The sequence below is a fragment of the Arhodomonas sp. KWT2 genome (assembly GCF_041949875.1).
Lineage (GTDB): Bacteria > Pseudomonadota > Gammaproteobacteria > Nitrococcales > Nitrococcaceae > Arhodomonas > Arhodomonas aquaeolei.
Map to the genome: position 1 here is coordinate 1 of NZ_JBHFPQ010000020.1, position 18,406 is coordinate 18,406.

The following is an 18,406-nucleotide window of genomic DNA, read 5'->3' on the forward strand; positions in this document are numbered from 1 at the left end:
GGCCTCCAATACCTCCTCGCTGTCGCTCACGCGGCTGGCGGAGGTGACCGGCCGCCCGGAGCGGGTCGTGGGGATGCACTTCTTCAACCCGGTGCCGGTGATGCCGCTGGTGGAGGTGATCCGCGCCCGGCAGACCGCGGATAAGGTGGTCGAGACGGTGGAGGCGCTGGCCCGGGACCTCGGTAAGACCCCGGTGCGCATCGGCGACAGCCCCGGCTTCGCCGTCAACCGCATCCTCATCCCGATGATCAACGAGGCGGCGTTCGTGGTCGAGGAGGGCGTCGCCACGGCCGAGGCGGTGGACGAGGCCATGCGCCTGGGGGCCAATCACCCCATCGGCCCGCTGGCGCTGGCGGACATGATCGGCGTGGACGTGGTGGTGGCCATCATGGAGGTCCTCCAGCAGGGCCTGGACGAGGCCAAGTACCGGCCCTGCCCGCTGCTGCGCCGTCTCGTCGACGAGGGGCACCTTGGCCGCAAGAGCGGCAGGGGCTTCTACGAGTACCCGCCGAAGGGGCGCTGAGCCTCAACCCGCCCCTGCCCGGTCCCGGGTGAGCCCGATGGCCCGGGCGAGGGCGGTCAGGTCCAGGTGGCCAGCGACCGCATCCGCCAGGCGGTCGATGCCGGCCTCGCGCTCGGCCTCGTAGTCCGTGGCCCGCGGGTCGGCGAGACCGGCCCAGCGCAGCAGTGCGGTGCGTGCCTCGGGGTGCTCGAAGACCCCGTGCAGGTAGGTGCCGGCGACCCGGCCGTCCGCGCTGACGGCGCCGTCCGGCGTGCCGTCCGGGAGCCGGGCGAAGGGGTGCCGCCGGTCGCTGCCGTCGGTTTCGCCCATGTGGATCTCGTAGCCGTCCACCGCCGCGCCGCCCGCCAGGCTCGCGCGGACCCGCGTGAGGCGTTTGTCGGCGGCGAGGGTGGTGGCGACGTCGAGCCAGCCCAGGCCCATGCTCTCCCCCGCGGGGCCCTCGACGCCACCGGGGTCGGCGATCCGGTGGCCGAGCATCTGGTAGCCGCCGCAGATACCGAGCACCCGGCCGCCGTAGCGCAGGTGGCGGGCGAGGTAGCCGGGCCAGGCGTTGTCATGCAGCCAGTCGAGGTCGGCGCGCACGGACTTGCTGCCGGGCAGGATCACCAGATCCGCCGGTGGCGGGGTCTCGCCGGGACCGACGAGGTGCACGGAGACGTCCGGGTGCAGGCGCAGCGGATCGAGGTCCGTGTGGTTGCTGATCCGCGGCAGCGCCGGAACGACCACGCGCAGCGCGGCGTCGCCGGCGGCGCGCTCCCGGGGCAGGGCGTCCTCGGCCTCCAGGTGGAGGCCGAGGAGGTAGGGCAGCACCCCGAGCACCGGCACGCCGGTGTACTCGCTGAACCACGTTAGCCCTGGATCGAGCAGGGCCCGGTCGCCGCGGAAGCGGTTGATCACCACGCCGACGACACGGGCGCGCTCGCTCGCCGAGAGCAGCGCCAGGGTGCCCACCAGGGTGGCGAACACGCCGCCGCGGTCGATGTCGGCGACCAGCACCACCGGGCAGTCCACCGCCTCGGCGAAGCCCATGTTGGCGATGTCGCCCTCGCGGAGGTTGATCTCGGCGGGGCTGCCGGCGCCCTCGGCGACGATCAGCCGGTGACGGGCGGCGAGGCGGGCGTGGGCGGCGAGGACGGTCCGCCGCGCGGTGCGCCTGTAGTCGTGGTAGTCGAGGGCGTCCATGTGACCGTGGGCCCGCCCGGCGAGGATCACCTGGGCGCGGCGGTCGGCGCTGGGCTTGAGCAGCACCGGGTTCATATCGGAGTGGGGCTCGATGCGGCAGGCCCGGGCCTGCACGGCCTGGGAACGGCCGATCTCGCCGCCGTCGACGGTGACCGCGCTGTTGAGCGCCATGTTCTGGGGCTTGAACGGTGCCACGTTGACCCCGCGGCGGAGGAACGCACGGCACAGACCGGTGGTCACGGCGCTCTTGCCCGCGTCGGAGGTGCAGCCCTGCACCATCAGCGTGACCGCGCTCATGGCCGCCGCCCCCGGGCCGTCTCCAGGGCCTGGCAGACCCGGGCAGCGCCGGTCAGAATGCGCGGGCTGGCGCGGTGGATCACGTCCGGGTCGACGTTGAAGAGGTTGTCCCGGGCCACTGCGGTGATCGACGGCCACTGCTGCCAGTCGTCCAGCCACTGCGGGCGCTCCCTGCCCCGTCCGGCGGCAATGATGACCTCGGGATCGGCGGCGATGACCGCCTCGGTGCCCACCCGCGGCACCAGCGGGTCGAGGTCGGCGAAGACGTTGCGCCCGCCGCAGAGGTCGATGACACGGCTGATCAGGTGCTCGCCGTTGACCGTGATCATGGGATGGTTCCAGATCTGGAAGAACACGGACACGCTCGGCTGTCCCGAGTAGCGTTCGGCGAGGTGGTCGCGCTCACTGCGGAAGCGGGCCGCGGTGGTGCGGGCGGTCTCGGGGGTGCCGGCGAGCCGGCCGAGGCGTTCGACGGTCTCGGGGATTGCCTCCAGCGAGCGCGGTTCGCTGACGAACACGGTCAGCCCCAGCTTGCGCAGCCGCGCCACCGTCTCCTCGCCGTTGCCGCTGCGCCAGGCGACGACCAGGTCGGGGTCGAGCCCGAGGATGCGCTCGTAGTCGACCGCGTCATAGCTGCCCACCCGGGGCAGCTCCCGGGCCGCCGGGGGCCAGTCGCTGTAGCTCACGGCGCCGACCACGTGAGTCCCGGCGCCGGCGGCGTACAGGATCTCCGTCGCATGGGGGGCGAGACTGACGATGCGCTCTGCCGGCTCCGGCAGATCAATGCGGCGGCCATCGTCGTCGACGGCGCTCACCGCCGCGGCGGCCGCGGCGTGGAGCAGGAACAGGGCGGCGAGCAAGGTCCTCATGCGGTGATCTCCCCGAGGGCGGTGTCCAGTCGGCGCCAGGCGCCGGCCGTGCCGGGCAGGCCGAAGCGCAGGGCCGGCGGATCGTCGAAGGCCCGCACCAGTATGGCGCGCCTGGCGAGCGCCGCGGCGAGTCCACGGGGCGCGGTGTGCGGGACGTAGCGGAACAGGGGTGTGCCCCCCGCCGGGGGCAGCCCGTGGTGCCGGAGGATGCGCTCGAGCCGGCGGGTGGCGGCGGCCAGCCGGCGGCGTTGCCGGCTGCGCCATCGCCGGTCCGCGAGCGCGCGGGTACCGAGCCAGCGGGCCGGGTGGCTGACCGCCCAGGGGCCGAGCTGGCCGGCGATGGCCTCGCGAACGGGTGTCGGCGTGCCGACGAAGCCCAGGCGCAGGCCGGCGAGGCCGTAGAACTTGCCGAGCGAGCGCAGTACCACCAGGCCTGGCCGGCCGGCGAGGGCGGCCACGGTGTCGCCGCCGTCGGCGTCGGCGAAGGCCTCGTCCACCACGAGCCAGCCGCCGCGGCGGGCGAGCCGGGCATGCAGCGAGGACAGCCGATCCGCGTCCAGGTGCCGTCCGGTGGGGTTGTCGGGATTGACGACGACCAGGGCATCCGCGGTGTCCGCGGCGTGCCGCAGCGCCGCGTCCGTGACCGCCGCCGGCGTGACGCCGGCGTGTTGCCAGGCCGCCGCGTGGCCAGCGTAGCTGCCCGCGGTGCAGGCCACGCGGGTGGCGCCGAGCACCCGCGGCAGGCACTGGATCGCGGCCTGGGAGCCCGGTACGGCGAGCCATTCACCGCCGCCGTAGGCCTGCGTCGCCGCGGCCTCCAGGCCGTCGTCCGGCTCCGGCAGCCGCTGCCAGACTGTCGCCGGCAGTGGCGGCGATGGCCAGGACCATGGGGCGATACCGGTGGAGAGGTCCAGCCACTGCGCGGGCGCGATGCCGTAGCGTTCCGCCGCGGCGTGCAGCCGGCCGCCGTGCTCGACGTCGTGCTCAGCCAAGGCCGGCCCCCAGGGTGATTACCATCAGCCAGGCGGCGGTGCCGCGGTCCACGAGGGCGACGGCGCGGTGCAGGTCGCCGGCGTCCGGTGCGGGGCCGGCGCCCAGCGTGGGCCGTTCGTGGTGGACGCCGTGGTAGCTGGCGGCGCCGCCGAGCTGCATGCCCAGGGCCCCGGCGCCGGCGCCCATGACCGCACCGGCATTGCCGCTCGGCCACCCCCGGGCCCCGGCGAGGCCGTGCCGCCAGCCGCCGCGGCGATCGCCGAGGAGGGCGTAGGTCGCTGCCGTCAGTCGCGCGGGAACGAAGCCGAGCATGTCGTCGAGCCGTGCTGCGGCGGTGCCGAAGCGGGCGAAGCGTGCGTTGCGGTGTCCCCACAGGGCGTCCAGGGTGTTGGCGAGGCGGTAGACGACGGCCCCGGCGGGCCCGGCGACGACGAACCAGAACAGCGTGCCGAAGACGGCGTCGTGACCGTTCTCCAGCACCGATTCCGCCGCCGCGACCGCGCAGCCGTCCGCATCGAGCACGTCGGTGTCCCGCCCGACCATCCGTGCGGTCGCCGCCCGGGCCGCCGACAGGTCGCCCGCGGCCAACGGTGCGGCCACCGCGCTGCCGTGGGCGGCGAGGCTGCCGCCCCCCAGGGCCAGCCACAGCAGTGCCACCGACGCCACCGGGCCGGCGATGGGCAGTGCGCCCGGCAGCGCGGCGATCACCGCCGCCGGCACGAGCAGGGCCGCCACCGCGAACGCGCCGCGCACACGGGGCCGGTGGCCGTCGTTGAGCCGCCCCTCCAGCGCCGCCGCTGCGGCGGCGAAGGCATTGAGCGGATGACGCCGGGGCTCCGGCAGGAGCCGGTCCAGCGCCACCGCCAGGGCACAGGCCAGTGCCGCGGTCACTACAGCTCGACCCCTTTCTGGGCGCGGACGCCGGCCTTGAAGGCGTGCTTGACGGCCTTGTGCCAGCTCACCGTGTCGGCGGCCTCCACCAGGGTGTCCGGGGCGTTGCGGCCGGTGATCACCACGTGCTGCATCTCCGGGCGTGCGCTCAGGGCCTCGAGTACCGCCGGCAGCGGGACGTAGTCCTTGTCCAGGGCGATGTTGAGCTCGTCGAGCAGCACCAGGCCGTAGGCCGGGTCGGCGAGCATCGCGGCGGCACGCTCCCAGGCCGCGGTGGCGGCGGCGGTGTCCCGCTCCGGGTCCTGGGTCTCCCAGGTGAAGCCCTCGCCCATGACGTGGTAGTCCACGCCGTGGATCCCGCGGAAGAACGCCTCCTCGCCGGTGGCGTAGGCGCCCTTGATGAACTGCACGACGCCGACGCGCATGCCGTGGCCCAGGGCGCGGGCGACCATGCCGAAGCCGGCGCTGCTCTTACCCTTGCCCTTGCCGGTGTGCACGACGATCACGCCGCGGTCCTCGCTGGCCCGGGCGATGCGGGCGTCGACCAGGCGCTTGGTGCGTTCGGCCTCCGCGCGCCGTGTGTCGGTGGTCGTGGTGCTGTCTTCGCTCATTGGGATTCCCCCACCATGATGAGTTTGCCCGTCTCCGGGTCCCGGTAGACCTCGCCCACCGGCTGGAGTCCGCTGCCGCCGCCCTCGACGCCGGCCGGCGGCTCGGCGAGCTCGTGGCCGCGGTCGACCTCGCGGCCGCCCCGGAGGGCGTCGTGGACGTCCTCGCTGCGGGCGGCCAGTGCCACGAGCAGGCCGCAGACGAAGACCAGCATGATGTCGACGAGGTTGGCGAGCGGTCCCATGGGATCGCGCTCCTGGTCGTCGAAACGGCCGGTCAGGCGCCTACGCCGGCTCATGTCCCGCCTCCATGCGATCGAGGAGCTCCTCGTACCAGCGCCGGCGCAGCCGCGCGACGACGAAGCCGGCCAGGCCGGCGAGCAGCCCGACCACCGTGGTATCGAAGGCCACGGTGACCGCGGTGGCGAGCACGTCCAGCTCGCCGTTGCCGAGTGCGCTGAGCCCCGGGCCGAGGGGGATGAGCGTGCCCATGAGTCCGAGCATGGGGGCGCCGCGGGCGAGCAGGTCGGCGCGGTCGATGCGCCGCCGCGCCAGCCGTTCCGCGGCGTCCGCCGACCCCCGGGCGAGCCGGCGCAGGGCGAACGCGCGCTCGCCGGCGGCCACCCCCAGTTCCCAGACGGTGAGCGCGACGGTCACCGCCAGCAGCGCGAGCACGGGCTGCAGGAGCCAGCCGGTGACCCGGTGCAGCAGGTCGATGAAAACACTGTCGAACATCGTTCCTCCTTGGTGTGGGGCGCCCTCAGCGGGCGCGGCCCAGTCCGCCGCGGATCACCCCGCCCGCCAGCAGCACGCCGAGGCCGGCGAGCAGCCAGTACGGCGACCACGGCGGTGTCGGGGCGTCGTCGTCCCGCTCGCGGGCGTCGCGCTCCCCGGCGGACTTGCCGGACTCGCCGCGTTCGGCGTCGTCCGCGGGACGTTCGCCGGACCTCGCCGGGGATTCGCCCGCGGTCGTCGCCGGGGTGGACGGTGTCGCGGCGTTCTCCTTCGGCGCGTCGGAAGCGGCATCGTCACCGGCCGGGGTGATCTCGGCGACGGTGGTCACGGTCGGCCCCGACGGCTGCGGCTCGCCCCGGGCGGCGGCGATGCGTGCGCTGAACGGACCGCGCAGCGATTCGGGCAGGCGCGGCGTCACCCACTCCAGCATCGGGTGCTCCGGGGCGGTGTGGCCGCTGCCGGGCAGGCCGTTGGCGATCACCGAGCGGGCGAACTCGGTGGCGAGCTGCTCGACGGTGGCGTCGTCGGCGTCCCAGAAGCCCTTCTGGATGGCGACCAGCATGATCGCGAGCATGTTGGTGCGCACGTGCACGTTGTTGCCCTGGCGGAGGAATTCGTCGAGGCCGAGGTCGTTGGCGTCGTCGATGTAGACCCGCTTGACCGCCTCCCAGGCCCAGGAGCGCACGATCTGCGGGTTGGTCACCTGCCAGCCCCAGAGGTATTCCATGAACTCGCTGCCCATGGTGCGGGCGCCGGCGTAGCCGTGCTCCATCAGCCCGCGGATCCAGGCTGGATTGAGGTAGCGCCCGCGCAGCTCCTTGAGCAGTGCGGTCTCCAGCGGCTCGACGCTGGCGTCGCCGGGGTCGGCGAGGTGGACGACGCTGTTCGCCGGCGCCTCGCCGGTGAGGGTCTCCACGGCGAGGCTGAGCCCGCCGAGGTAGTCGAAGGCGTCGTTGTTGTCGAGCAGGCCGTAGAGGTTGCTCGCGCGGCCGAGATAGCTGCGCTCGACCCGGCTCAGGGCCCGGCGGAAGCCCTGCCGGGTGGCCTCCCCCTGGATGCCCGCGCCGTAGGCGTGGCCCAGGCGGCGCAGGTAGGTGTCGGCCAGGCCGCTGCGGTCCTGCCAGCTCCCCGAGCGCTCCACCAGACGGTTGATGCCGGCGCCGTAGCTGCCCGGGGCGTCGCCGTAGACGCGGCGCACCGAGCGCTCGCCGGCTTCCGTCGCGGTGAGCCCCTGCGACAGCGCCGCGCGGGTGTCTTCGACCCAGTGGGCGGCGACGCGGTTGCGTGCCAGCGGCTCGTCGCCGGGCCGGCCCAGCTCGTCCACCGGCCCCAGGGCCGTGTCCAGCGCCACGGTCAGGGCCGGATGGCGTTCGCGGATGGTCTGCGCCGAGCCCTGCAGGGCGAGGCGGGTGCCCCGGTCCAACCAGACCAGCAGCTCGCCGTAGAGGTCGCGGAACAGCCCGGAGGTGGTGAACACCACGTCGCGGCGCTCGCGGCCGTCGGCCAGCGGGACGCGCTCGAGCCCCTCGACGATGCCGCGGGCGTTCCACACCGGCCTGACCCCGAGCATGTCCAGGCCGAAGGCGACCATCGCGCCTTCGTCACGGACCGTGTCCGAGGCCCACAGGACCACCGCCTCGCTGCCGTCGCCGCCCTTGCCGAGGGCCTCGGCGGCCATCTCCGAGCCCAGCGACCAGCCGACCCGGGTGGGCAGGAGGTTGCCGTTCAGGCCGTGGAAATTGCGCCCGGTGGGCAGGACGTCGGGGCTGCGGATGGGGTCGTTGCCCGGTCCCGGCGGTACGAAGTGTCCGTCGAGGGCGGCGAGCAGGGCCTCGCGCTCGTGCCGCGGGGAGGCGGTGAGCTCCGCGCGGGTGTCCGGGCTGGCGTCGTCGCCCATGGACTCGAGCATCATCGACACCGCGTCGTTGTCCCACTCGCGGCCGAAGATGTGCAGCCCCTCCGGCATGAACGATTCCTGCAGCGTGGTGAGGTAGTGGCCTACCTCGTGAACGAGGAGCGCCGGGTCCAGGGTGTCCAGATCGAAGGTTTCCGTGCCCCGCTCGGCGGCGATCTGCGCGGCGAGCTCGCCGCCGAGGTCGAGCTCGTCCAGCCGGGTGCGGATGCGCCGCACGGAGCGCTCCCGGGCGGGACTGCCCGGCTCGGCGGACTCGAAGGACTCCACCAGCTGGCGCAGCCCGAGCAGCTCGTCGTAGAGCGGTGTGGTCCGCAGCGGCGGGGTCAGGTGATCGACCATCACGGCGAGGCCGCGGCGCTTGGCCTGCAGGCCCTCGCCCACGCCGTCGACGATGTAGGGGTAGACCCCGGGGATATCCCCCGCGATCAGCGACGGGTAGTCGCTGGTGGTCAGCCCCGTGCGCGGGCCGGGCAGGAACTCGTAGGTGCTGTGCCGGCCCAGGTGGACCAGGGCGTCGGCACCGAAGTCCGTGCGCAGCCAGTGGTAGAAGGCGAGGTACTGGTGCGGCGGCGGGAAGGCCAGGTTGGCGTGCAGCAGCTCCTGGCGCACGCCCCAGCCCCGCGGCGGCTGCGGGCCGACGAACACGTTGCCGAAGGTCAGCCCCGGGAGGAGCAGCCGGTCGTCGTGGGTCATCACCCAGCCCGGTGCCTCGCCCCAGCCGTCCAGGCCCGGCACGCCGGTATCGCGCAGGGCCTGCGCGAGTCGCTCGGCGCGGTCCCACTCGCCGCTGTCCAGGGCCTCGCCCGCCGCCGTCTCGAGCTGCCCCAGCAGGTCCATGGCGCGGGGGGCGGCGGGGTGTTTCGCCTCCTCCAGCAGGTGGCGGATGTCGCCGGCGGTGCGCGTGAGCAGGGTCTGCGCGGTCTCCGGCCGGTCCAGCGTCAGGGCCCGGCGCAGTCGCGGAACCAGGGCGGCGACCGGGCCGCCGGAGACGGCCCGGCGCACGGTCGCCGGCAGGGTGTCGAACCAGCGCCGGTAGGTGGCGGCGTCCATGGTGTTCACCCGATCGGCCATCCCGGCGAGGGCGTCGGACTGTTCGGGGAGGTTCACGCCCCGTTCCTGAAGCCGTTCGACCATGGCCTCGGCGTCCCCGGGGATGTCGCCGACGCGGTAGCCGGCGGCCTTGAGCCGGCGGAGGATGGTGACCAGGGAGGCGGGGACGTCGAGGTTGTCCGCGCCGATGTTGTGCCGCCCCGGCGGGTGGTTGTAGTAGATGATGGCGATGCGCTTGTCGGCGTTGGCCTTGCGCTGCAGCGTGATCCAGTTGCCGGCACGGCGGGCGATGGCATTCACCTGTGCGGGCAGCGGGTGGGTCACGGTGAGCTCGATGCCGGTGAGCGGATCGATCCGGGGCGGCTCGGCGGCGGCGAGCACCATGGGCTGGCTCACGCCCTGGAACTCGGGCATGGACAGCCGATAGTGGACGCTGTCGACGGGCAGGCCGTCCGGGGAGAGCCGCCATTCGCCCTCGGTGCGTTTGCTCAGGCGGATGCCCTGGAGCACCGGCACGTCCAGCGACTCCAGCGCCCGGGTGGCGGCCTCGCGGCCGTCGCCGCCGCCGATCACGAACCCCTGGAGGCTGATGATCGCGCCCAGCGGGGCGTCGCCGAGGCGCTGCTCCAGGGTCTCCAGCGCGGTGACGCTGGCCCGCCCCCAGCGTGCGAGCAGCACCAGGCACTGGGGGCCCTGCTCGCGCACTGCCTCGCACAGGGCGTCCAGCAGGGCGCGCTGGCCGGCGCTGTCGCCGGTGTCGTGGTCCAGTACGGCGACCACGGGACGCCCCGCCTCCAGGCCGAGGGCGTCCGCCGGGACGACCTCGCCGTCGTGGTAGTAACGCAGCGGCGCCCGGGGCTGCGGCTCGGGTACGCGCACGTCCGCACCTGCCTCCCGGGCCAGGTAGGCGAGCAGGCCGGCGGCATTGGCCGCACCGCGGCCGCTCCAGTAGGCGTGGGCGGCGAGCCAGCCGGCCTGGGCCGGGTGCTCGGCGGCGAGCCGCCGGCGCATGGCGGCGGGGTCCTCGTCCGCGCCGGGATTGGCCGTGAGCGCGTCCAGGGTGGCGTCCTCGAGCCCCGCCAGCGGCTGCCTGCCGCCGAGCCGCGTGAGCCGGTTGATGGCGCGGTCGCTGCTCACGCCGATCACGGCACGGGGGCCGCGGTCCCGCTGCACCAGCCGGCGCAGGCGTGGCACCACCGCGTCGCCGAACACGGCGGCGAGCAGCACCGCGTCGGCGCGCTGCCACAGCGCGGCGAGCTCGGCGTCAGAGAGTCCGGCGATCTGCCCGGTGGTGCGCAGCACGATCTCATGGCCGGTATGGTCGGCGGCATAGCGCTCGGCGCCGGCGGCCAGCCGGGGGGCAGAGCGCTCGGAGACGATCCCCAGCAGGACCGGGCCGTCGCCGTCATCCGCGGCCGGCGAGGGGCCCGGGACTAGCCCCAGGAGGAGGAGCGCCGTGGCGGCGAGCCGCCGCCACGGGAGACCGGTGATGGACATGGCCGCGGCTTAGCTGCCCGGCTGCCAGGTCACCGATACCAGCGCCGCCCGGCCGGGCATGTTGTAGGTGTCGGCGGTCTGGTAGTCCTCGTCGAAGAGGTTGGTCACCCGGCCGCGCAGGGTCCAGGCCTCGTCGATCCGCCAGGCGGCGGTGAGGTCCACGACGGTGTAGGCGTCCAGCTCCGTGGTGTTGGCGGTGCTGTCGTAGCGCTCGCCGCCGTAGTGGATGCTGGTGCCGAGGGTCGCCCGCCCGAAGGTGCGGCGCACGCTCAGGGTGGACTTGAACGACGGCCGGCGGCCGAGCTCGTTGCCGGTGTCCTCGTCCTCGGTGTGCATCCAGGTGGCGGTCAGGCGGGTGTCGAAGCCGGCCACGCTGCCACGCACCGTGCCCTCGACGCCGCGGATCAGGGCCTCGTCGACGTTGACGTAGGTCGAGCTGTCTTCGGACAGGGCGATCAGGTCGTCGATATGGGTCTGGAAGGCCGCCACGTCCCAGCGCCAGTCGTGGCCGCCCTTGAGCCCGAGCTCCCAGCTCTGCGACTTCTCCGGGTCGAGGTCCGGGTTGCCCTGGTACATGCCGAAGTAGCCCGGGTAATAGAGGTCGTTGAAGCTCGGCGCCTTGAAGGCGGTGCCCCAGGAGACATAGGTGCGCATGCTCTGCGTCAGGCGGTAGCCCGCGGCGACGCTGCCGGTGGTCTCGCCGCCGTAGACCTCGTTGTCGTCGTAGCGCACGGCGCCCTGAAGGTCGAAGGGCCCGGCGAACCACTGCTGCTGGAGGAAGGCCGCGAGGTTGTCCCGGCTGGTGCGGTCGTAGTCGGTGGTGCTGTCGACCTGGTCGTCGTAGTAATCGACGCCGACGGTGGTGATCAGGTCCTCCGAGAGGAAGAGATCGTTCTGCCAGGTGACGCTGTCCCGGGTGGTGGTGTAGCGGTCGTCGGTCTCCGGGCGCAGGTCGTAGTCGTCCAGCGCGCGGCCCACGGACAGCTGCGAGCGCCACATCGGGGAGAGGCGCCAGTCGGCGGTGGCATTGACCGACTGCTGCACGGTCTCGTCGGTGCCCGCGTCGTACTCGTTGTCGCCCTCGGTGCGCATCACCTGGCCACGGAGGCTCAGGGCATCGGTGACGTCGTAGTGGCCGTTGGCGCTCAGCGAACGGCTGTCGTAGCCGTCGCGGTCCGGCTCGTGGCTGAACGCCCGCTCGTCGGTGGCGTCGAAGCCCTGCGTGGACTCGCCGGAGAGGTTGATACCGAAGCCGCCGCGGCCGATCTCCCGGGCGACGCCGACACCGGCCTCCCAGGTGTGCTGGCTGCCGGCGGCGACCCGGGCGTGGGTGGAATCGCGGTCGGTGAAGATCTGGATGACGCCACCGATGGCGTCCGCGCCGTAGAGGCTCGCCCGGGGGCCACGCACCACCTCGATACGCCGGATCTGGCTTACCGGGATCTGCTCCAGCGGGGTGCTGCCCTGGGTCGCCGAGCCCATGCGCACGCCGTTGATCAGGACCAGGGTATGGTCGCTCTCGGTGCCGCGCAGATAGACGCTGGCGGACTTGCCGCGCCCGCCGTTGCGGCTGATGGATACGCCGGCCAGATCGCGCAGCAGCTCGACGGCGTCGGCGGGCTGGCGCCCCTCGATGTCCTCACGCGTGATCACGTCCACGGCGGCGAGGGCGTCGTCCGCCGTGATCGGGGTCCGGGTCGCAGTGACCTGGACCGGGGCGGTGACCTCGGCGCCCTGGACGGTGGTGGCGAACGTGGCACCGACGGCGGCGGCCACGACGAGGCTGGTTCGGGTTCTCATTGTCTTCCCCCCTGATGCGCACACCCGCGCATGTTCGTGATGAGCGGCGCGGGAGGGCGGCGGGGAGACGACGCATTAGAGGGCCGGCAACCCGGACACCGCCCCCCGCGGCGTCGACGGATGCGCTACAGGCCGGTCTCCGGGCTCGCGAGTCCGACCTGGGGGTCGCGGGTCGAGCCTTCCCACGTCGCAGCGACGCAGTGGCGGAATTCGACCCGTGGCGCGCCGTGACGGCGCCCCGACTCGCTTACCGTTGCGGGGGCAGCGCCGGCCTTGCCGTCGACTGACGGCGCACCGGCTTCCCGTTTAACCCGTGGCGTGATCACGGGAACCTGAAGCGATTGGAAGGCAGGAACGTACCGGCAAACGGCAGGGGGGTCAACGTCGGGTTGAGCCCTGCGGGGGCGCTCTCGGGGGCGTTCGAACCCGGCAAAACCGGTGTACAGGGACGATGTGTCAGGGGTTTACGCGCTTTTTTGATTACTGTATACAGTATTCCGAATGCATAAGGACGGTGATGCCGATGGCTGATGTCCCCTCCCCGTGCATCGGGGTCTGCGCCCTGGACGAGACCGGTGCGCAGTGCCGCGGCTGCGGCCGCACGCTCGATGAGATCGCGGCCTGGCCGGAGCTGGACGACGCCGGCCGGCGGCGGGTGCTCGAGCGGCTGCGCCGCCGGCGCGGGGACACGACTGGGCAGGAGGCAGGAACGATGGAGGACTCGCGCTGATGCAACGGATCGACACCCCCAAACCGCTGCCGGAGCTGGTCTACGACGCGGTCCTCAATGCGATCTGCGAGGGGACGCTGCCGCCGGGCGAGCGGGTGACCCAGGAAGGGGTCGCGGCGCGTCTCGACGTCTCGCGTCTGCCGGTGGGCCAGGCGCTCAAGCGGCTGGAGGCGGAGGGCTTTCTCTGCCCGGCCGGACGGCGTGGCTTGCGCGTCGCGCCGCTGACCTCGGAGCTGGTCCGCGAGCTCTACGGCCTGCGCGCCGGGATCGATCTGATCGCGGCGGGGGAGGCGGCACGCCGCTGCGACGCCCGCTTCCGCCGCGAGGGTCAGCGGGTCCTGGACGACGGCCGCTCGGCGCTCGCCGCCCATGACGTGCCGCTGCTGATCTCGGCGGACGAGGAGTTCCACTGGCTGATCTACGAGACAGCCGGTAACGCCCGGATCCTGGAGGTGATGGCCACCCAGTGGCACCACACCCGCCGGGTGATGCACCAGGTCATCGATGACGTGGCCAACCAGGGTCCCATCTGGGACCAGCACGAACGTATCTATCGGGCCATCGCCGACGGCGATGCGGCGTCAGCGGAGCGGCTGGCCCGCGCGCATGCCGACGAGGCCTCGGGCTGGCTGCAGGAGGCCGCCGAGCGGCAGTCGGCCTAAATCGTGAGAACACAACGAGGAGGAGAGGAAATGGCTCAAAGCGAACCGGTCATCCGGGTACTCCTGGCCAAGGTCGGCCTCGACGGCCACGACCGCGGTGTGAAGATCGTCGCCCGGACCCTGCGGGATGCGGGTATGGACGTCGTCTACACCGGCCTGCACCGCACCCCCGAGGAGGTCGTGGATGCCGCCCTGCAGGAGGACGTGGACATCCTCGGCATCAGCCTGCTCTCGGGCGTGCACATGACCGTCTTTCCGCGGGTGCTGGAACTGCTCCGCGAGAAGGGCGGCGAGGACATCATCGTTGCCGGCGGCGGGGTGATCCCCGACGAGGACGTCACCGAGCTCGAGCGCATCGGTGTCTCGAAGGTCCTGCTCCAGGACACCCCGCCCCAGGAGATCGTCGACGCCTTCCGCTCGCTGGTCGCCGAGCGCGGTCCGCGCTGACGGCAGCCGGCCTGCGGCGCGATACGACATAACGACAGAGCTGGAGGAGGAGATCATGGAGCAGTGGCAGTTCCCGCCGCGCTACGACGGGACCTACTTCCCCGCGCCGGACCAGCGCTACTGGTTCCCGGAGCGCGAGACCATGGACCCGGAGCGCCGTGACGAGGCCATCGTCGGGCGACTCCGCGAGGTCATGCACTACGCCTGGGAGCACGCGCCGTTCTACCGGCGGAAGTGGTCCGAGGCCGGGATCCACCCCGACGACATCCGCAGCCTCGCCGACTTCGAGCGGGTGCCGGTGGTCACCAAGGACGAGCTGCGCGCCTCCCAGGGCGCCAATCCGCCCTTCGGCGACTACCTGTGCGTGCCGGACTCCGAGGTGCACCACATCCACGGGACCTCGGGGACGTCCGGGCGGCCCACGGTGTTCGGCATCTCCCGCTCGGACTGGGACACCATCGCCAACAATCATGCACGGATCATGTGGGGCATGGGCCTGCGCCCGGGGGACACGGTGTTCGTCGCCGCCATCCTGAGCCTGTACATGGGCTCCTGGGGGGCGCTCATCGGCGCCGAGCGGCTCGGCTGCAAGGCCTTCCCGTTCGGTGCCGGCGCGCCGGGGATGACCTCCCGCGCGGTGACCTGGCTGCGCATGATGCAGCCCGCCGGCTTCTACAGCACGCCCTCGTACGCCCAGCGCCTCGCCGAGGTCGCCCGCGAAGAGGGCGTGGACCCGCGGGAGTTCGGCATCCGCGTGATGTTCTTCTCCGGCGAACCCGGCGGCTCCATCCCGGGGATCCGCGACAGTATCGCCGAGACCTTCGGCGCGCGGGTGGTTGACTGCGGCACGATGGCCGAGGTCACCCCGTGGATGCACGGTGCCGGCAGCGCCGACACCGACGGCATGCTGCTGTGGCAGGACATCGTCTACACCGAGGTCTGTGATCCCGAGAGTTTCCGCCGCGTGCCCTACGGCAGCCAGGGGACGCCGGTCTACACCACCCTGGAGCGCACCTCCCAGCCCATGATCCGGCTGTTCTCCGGCGATCTCACCCACTGGGTGATGGAGGACAACCCCTGCGGCCGGACCTATCCGCGCCTGCCCCAGGGCATCTACGGGCGCATCGACGACATGTTCCAGATCCGTGGCGAGAACGTGTACCCCAGCGAGATCGCCGCCGTGCTCACGGAGCTGGCTGGCTACGGCGGCGAGCACCGCATCGTCGTCTCCCGCGAGGGCGTGATGGACGAGCTCGCCGTGCAGGTGGAGGCGGACACGGCCACGGAGTCGGCGGGGGCGCCGGCGATGGAGCGCTTCAGCGAGACCGCGGCCGCCGCCCTGAACCGGGTGCTCGGCCTGCGCGTGGCCATTGAGGTGGTCTCCCCCGGCACCTTCGAGCGCACCGACTTCAAGGCCAAGCGCGTGATCGACGACCGCGATCTCTACCGCACGCTCAACCGGCGCGCCGGGAGCGGCACCGATGGCTGAGCGCATCGCCTCCGAGGCGCTCGCCGAGCGCGTGTGCGACGGTGATCTCCGGGCCATGGCGCGGCTGATCACCCGCACCGAGGGCGGCGAGCGCGAGTGCCGGGACGCCCTGGCGGCGCTGTATCGGCGCACCGGCCGCGCCCACGTGGTCGGCATCACCGGCGTGCCCGGGGCGGGCAAGTCGTCGCTGGTCAGCGAGCTGGCGCGCACGGTGCGCGGCAGTGGCCGGCGGGTCGCGGTGATCGCCATCGATCCGTCCAGCCCGTTCTCGGGCGGCGCGATCCTCGGCGATCGCATCCGCATGTCGGAGCTGGTGAGCGACCCGGGGGTGTTCATCCGCAGCATGGCCACCCGCGGGAGCCTCGGCGGGCTCGCCCGTCCGGCCCTGGACGCGGTGGACGTGCTCGACGCCGGCGGCTTCGACGTCGTGCTCATCGAGACCGTGGGTGTGGGCCAGGACGAGGTGGACGTGGTGCGCGCCGCGCACACCACCGTCGTGGTCAATGCCCCCGGGCTGGGTGACGACATCCAGGCCATCAAGGCGGGGATCCTGGAGATCGCCGACGTGCACGTGGTCAGCAAGGCCGACCGGCCGGACGCCAACCGCACCGTCCGCGAGCTCAAGTCCATGCTGATGATGAGCATGCCCGAGGGGCCGGACGCCTGGCACGTGCCGGTCATCCCCACGAGCACGGAGGAGGGGAGCGGCTTCGACGAGCTGCTCGCCGCCCTGGACCGCCACCGGGAACACCTTAACCGCACCGGCGAGATCGATACCCGGCGCCGCCGCATCGCGAGCACCCGGGTCGTCAAGATCGCCGAGGAGATCGTGCGCGACAGCTTCCTCCGGGCCCACCCGGAGCGCATCGACGCCATGCTCGAGCGCGTCGTCGAGCGTGAGCTGGACCCGCACGGGGCCGCCCTGGAACTGCTGGACACGGTCAAGGAGAGGATTCGTTATGACGAGTGAGCTGTACAACGATGCCGCGGTGTCGCGCATCGACGCCGAGCGCCGCGACTGGGAAGACAACGAGGTCGCGGGCTTCATCCGCCGCATGCCCGAGAGCCGGAGCGAGTACCGCACCGGGGCCGGGCTGCCGGTCAACCGCGTCTACACGCCGGTGGACATCGCCGACACGGACTACGCCGACATCGGCCTGCCCGGGCGCTACCCGTTCACCCGCGGGCCCTACCCGACGATGTACCGCGGCCGGCACTGGACCATGCGGCAGATCGCCGGCTTCGGCACCGCCGCGGAGACCAACGAGCGCTTCAAGTACCTGCTCTCGGTGGGGCAGACGGGGCTGTCGGTGGACTTCGACATGCCCACCCTCATGGGCTACGACTCCGACCACGGCATGAGCCACGGCGAGGTCGGCCGCGAGGGCGTGGCGATCGACACCCTCTCGGACATGGAGACGCTGTTCGAGGGCATCGACCTGACCAAGATCTCGGTGTCGATGACCATCAACCCCTCGGCCTGGATCCTGTACGCGATGTACATCGCCCTGGCCCAGAAGCGCGGCTACGACCTCAACGACCTCTCGGGCACGATCCAGAACGATATCCTCAAGGAGTACATCGCCCAGAAGGAGTGGATCTACCCGGTGCGGCCGTCGGTGCGCCTGGTGCGCGACTGCATCCAGTATGGCGCCGAGCACATGCGCCGCTACAACCCGGTGAACATCTCCGGCTACCACATCTCCGAGGCCGGGGCGACCGCCGTGCAGGAGGTCGCCTACACCATGGCGACGACCATCCAGTACGTCGAGGAGGCGATCAAGGCGGGCGTGAGCGTGGACAACTTCGCGCCCAGGCTGTCGTTCTTCTTCGTCAGCCAGGCGGACTTCTTCGAGGAGATCGCCAAGTTCCGTGCCGCCCGCCGGGTGTACGCCAAGATCATGGCCGAGCGCTTCGGGGCGCAGAAGCCCGAGTCCTGCCGCCTGCGCTTCCACGCCCAGACCGCCGCGGCGACCCTGACCAAGCCGCAGTACCAGGTCAACATCGTGCGCACCGCCTTCCAGGCGCTCTCCGCGGTGCTCGGCGGGGCCCAGTCGCTGCACACCAACGGCATGGACGAGGCCTTCGCCATCCCCACCGAGGAGGCCATGCGCATCGCCCTGCGTACCCAGCAGGTCATCGCCTACGAGACCGGCGTGGACCAGGTCATCGACCCCATTGGCGGCTCCTACTACGTGGAGTCCCTCACCGACGAGATGGAGCGCCAGATCAACAGCATACTGGCCAAGGTCGACGAGATGGGCGGCACCCTCAAGGCCATCGAGGACGGCTGGTTCCAGAAAGGGATCGCCGACTCCGCCTACGACTTCGCCATCCGCAAGGCGAGCGGCGAGCGGCCGGTGATCGGGGTCAACTGCTTCGTCGAGGAGGAGGAGAAGGTCGACATCGAGACCCATCCCCACGACCCGGAGACGGAGCGCCGCCAGATCGAGCGGCTCGAGCGGGTGCGCCAGGAGCGCGACGAGGCCGAGGTGCAGCGGCTCATCGAGGAGCTGCGGGAGACCGCCGAGGACGAGTCGCGCAACATCATGCCGGTGACCATCGAGCTGGTGAAGGCGGGCGCGTCCATGGGTGATATCGTCGAGACCCTGCGCGAGATCTGGGGCACCTACCGCGAGACCCCGGTGATCTGACGCGCCCAGCGACGCAAACGGGACAGCAAGGCCGGGCCGCGGGCCCGGCCGGAGAGAGGCGTGC

General features: G+C 72.4%; 16 protein-coding genes and 1 riboswitch. Of the genes, 7 read left to right on the forward strand and 9 right to left on the reverse strand.

Annotation, left to right across the window (positions count from 1 at the left end; translation table 11 throughout):
• Positions 1-523: 3-hydroxyacyl-CoA dehydrogenase family protein (locus tag ACEZHJ_RS00965; protein WP_375036137.1), on the forward strand; the 523-nt coding region annotated here is incomplete at its 5' end.
• A 3-nt stretch (positions 524-526) separates the two neighbouring features.
• On the opposite strand, the gene ACEZHJ_RS00970 is transcribed toward ACEZHJ_RS00965, so the two are convergent.
• The 9 genes from ACEZHJ_RS00970 to ACEZHJ_RS01010 are packed head-to-tail and all read right to left on the reverse strand — an operon-like array spanning position 527 to position 12,360.
• Positions 527-2,002 (reverse strand): cobyric acid synthase CobQ, encoded by a 1,476-nt coding sequence (locus ACEZHJ_RS00970; RefSeq protein ID WP_375036138.1) that lies wholly within the window; start codon positions 2,000-2,002, stop codon positions 527-529.
• On the reverse strand, positions 1,999-2,871 hold the full coding sequence (locus ACEZHJ_RS00975; protein ID WP_375036139.1) for a cobalamin-binding protein: 873 nt from the start codon (positions 2,869-2,871) through the stop codon (positions 1,999-2,001). The genes ACEZHJ_RS00970 and ACEZHJ_RS00975 overlap by 4 nt, the downstream gene beginning before the upstream one ends.
• Complete coding sequence (gene cobD, locus ACEZHJ_RS00980; RefSeq protein ID WP_259202293.1) at positions 2,868-3,863, reverse strand: threonine-phosphate decarboxylase CobD; 996 nt, start codon at positions 3,861-3,863, stop codon at positions 2,868-2,870. Before cobD ends, ACEZHJ_RS00975 begins: the two co-directional genes overlap by 4 nt.
• Positions 3,856-4,755, reverse strand: a complete 900-nt coding sequence (locus ACEZHJ_RS00985; protein ID WP_163141529.1) for a CobD/CbiB family cobalamin biosynthesis protein — start codon at positions 4,753-4,755, stop codon at positions 3,856-3,858. The genes cobD and ACEZHJ_RS00985 overlap by 8 nt, the downstream gene beginning before the upstream one ends.
• Positions 4,755-5,366 (reverse strand): cob(I)yrinic acid a,c-diamide adenosyltransferase, encoded by a 612-nt coding sequence (cobO, locus tag ACEZHJ_RS00990; RefSeq protein WP_375036140.1) that lies wholly within the window; start codon positions 5,364-5,366, stop codon positions 4,755-4,757. Before cobO ends, ACEZHJ_RS00985 begins: the two co-directional genes overlap by 1 nt.
• Complete coding sequence (locus ACEZHJ_RS00995) at positions 5,363-5,662, reverse strand: DUF2149 domain-containing protein (protein ID WP_018719073.1); 300 nt, start codon at positions 5,660-5,662, stop codon at positions 5,363-5,365. The genes cobO and ACEZHJ_RS00995 overlap by 4 nt, the downstream gene beginning before the upstream one ends.
• Positions 5,649-6,098: a MotA/TolQ/ExbB proton channel family protein gene (locus ACEZHJ_RS01000; protein WP_018719072.1), complete on the reverse strand. Its 450-nt coding sequence runs from the start codon at positions 6,096-6,098 to the stop codon at positions 5,649-5,651. Before ACEZHJ_RS01000 ends, ACEZHJ_RS00995 begins: the two co-directional genes overlap by 14 nt.
• Positions 6,099-6,123: 25 nt before the next feature.
• Positions 6,124-10,560: a cobaltochelatase subunit CobN gene (locus tag ACEZHJ_RS01005; RefSeq protein WP_375036141.1), complete on the reverse strand. Its 4,437-nt coding sequence runs from the start codon at positions 10,558-10,560 to the stop codon at positions 6,124-6,126.
• A gap of 9 nt (positions 10,561-10,569) precedes the next feature.
• Entirely contained in the window at positions 10,570-12,360 is a 1,791-nt protein-coding gene (locus ACEZHJ_RS01010) for a TonB-dependent receptor domain-containing protein (RefSeq protein ID WP_026321203.1), read from the reverse strand.
• 112 nt (positions 12,361-12,472) lie between these two features.
• A riboswitch (cobalamin riboswitch) is annotated at positions 12,473-12,711 on the reverse strand.
• Positions 12,712-12,883: 172 nt separating this feature from the next.
• Between ACEZHJ_RS01010 and ACEZHJ_RS01015 the strand changes: the two genes are divergently transcribed.
• From ACEZHJ_RS01015 to ACEZHJ_RS01040, 6 genes are read left to right on the forward strand one after another with little or no spacing between them, the layout of a single operon-like run.
• Positions 12,884-13,090: a DUF1289 domain-containing protein gene (locus tag ACEZHJ_RS01015; RefSeq protein ID WP_018719069.1), complete on the forward strand. Its 207-nt coding sequence runs from the start codon at positions 12,884-12,886 to the stop codon at positions 13,088-13,090.
• Positions 13,090-13,752: a GntR family transcriptional regulator gene (locus ACEZHJ_RS01020; RefSeq protein WP_018719068.1), complete on the forward strand. Its 663-nt coding sequence runs from the start codon at positions 13,090-13,092 to the stop codon at positions 13,750-13,752. The genes ACEZHJ_RS01015 and ACEZHJ_RS01020 overlap by 1 nt, the downstream gene beginning before the upstream one ends.
• Before the next feature lie 30 nt (positions 13,753-13,782).
• Positions 13,783-14,199: a cobalamin B12-binding domain-containing protein gene (locus tag ACEZHJ_RS01025; RefSeq protein WP_018719067.1), complete on the forward strand. Its 417-nt coding sequence runs from the start codon at positions 13,783-13,785 to the stop codon at positions 14,197-14,199.
• 55 nt (positions 14,200-14,254) lie between these two features.
• Positions 14,255-15,688, forward strand: a complete 1,434-nt coding sequence (locus ACEZHJ_RS01030; RefSeq protein ID WP_259202288.1) for a phenylacetate--CoA ligase family protein — start codon at positions 14,255-14,257, stop codon at positions 15,686-15,688.
• A complete protein-coding gene (meaB, locus tag ACEZHJ_RS01035; protein ID WP_375036142.1) occupies positions 15,681-16,658 on the forward strand; it encodes a methylmalonyl Co-A mutase-associated GTPase MeaB in 978 nt (325 codons plus the stop codon). The genes ACEZHJ_RS01030 and meaB overlap by 8 nt, the downstream gene beginning before the upstream one ends.
• Complete coding sequence (locus ACEZHJ_RS01040) at positions 16,648-18,342, forward strand: methylmalonyl-CoA mutase family protein (RefSeq protein ID WP_018719064.1); 1,695 nt, start codon at positions 16,648-16,650, stop codon at positions 18,340-18,342. The genes meaB and ACEZHJ_RS01040 overlap by 11 nt, the downstream gene beginning before the upstream one ends.
• The last annotated feature ends 64 nt before the right edge of the window (positions 18,343-18,406 follow it).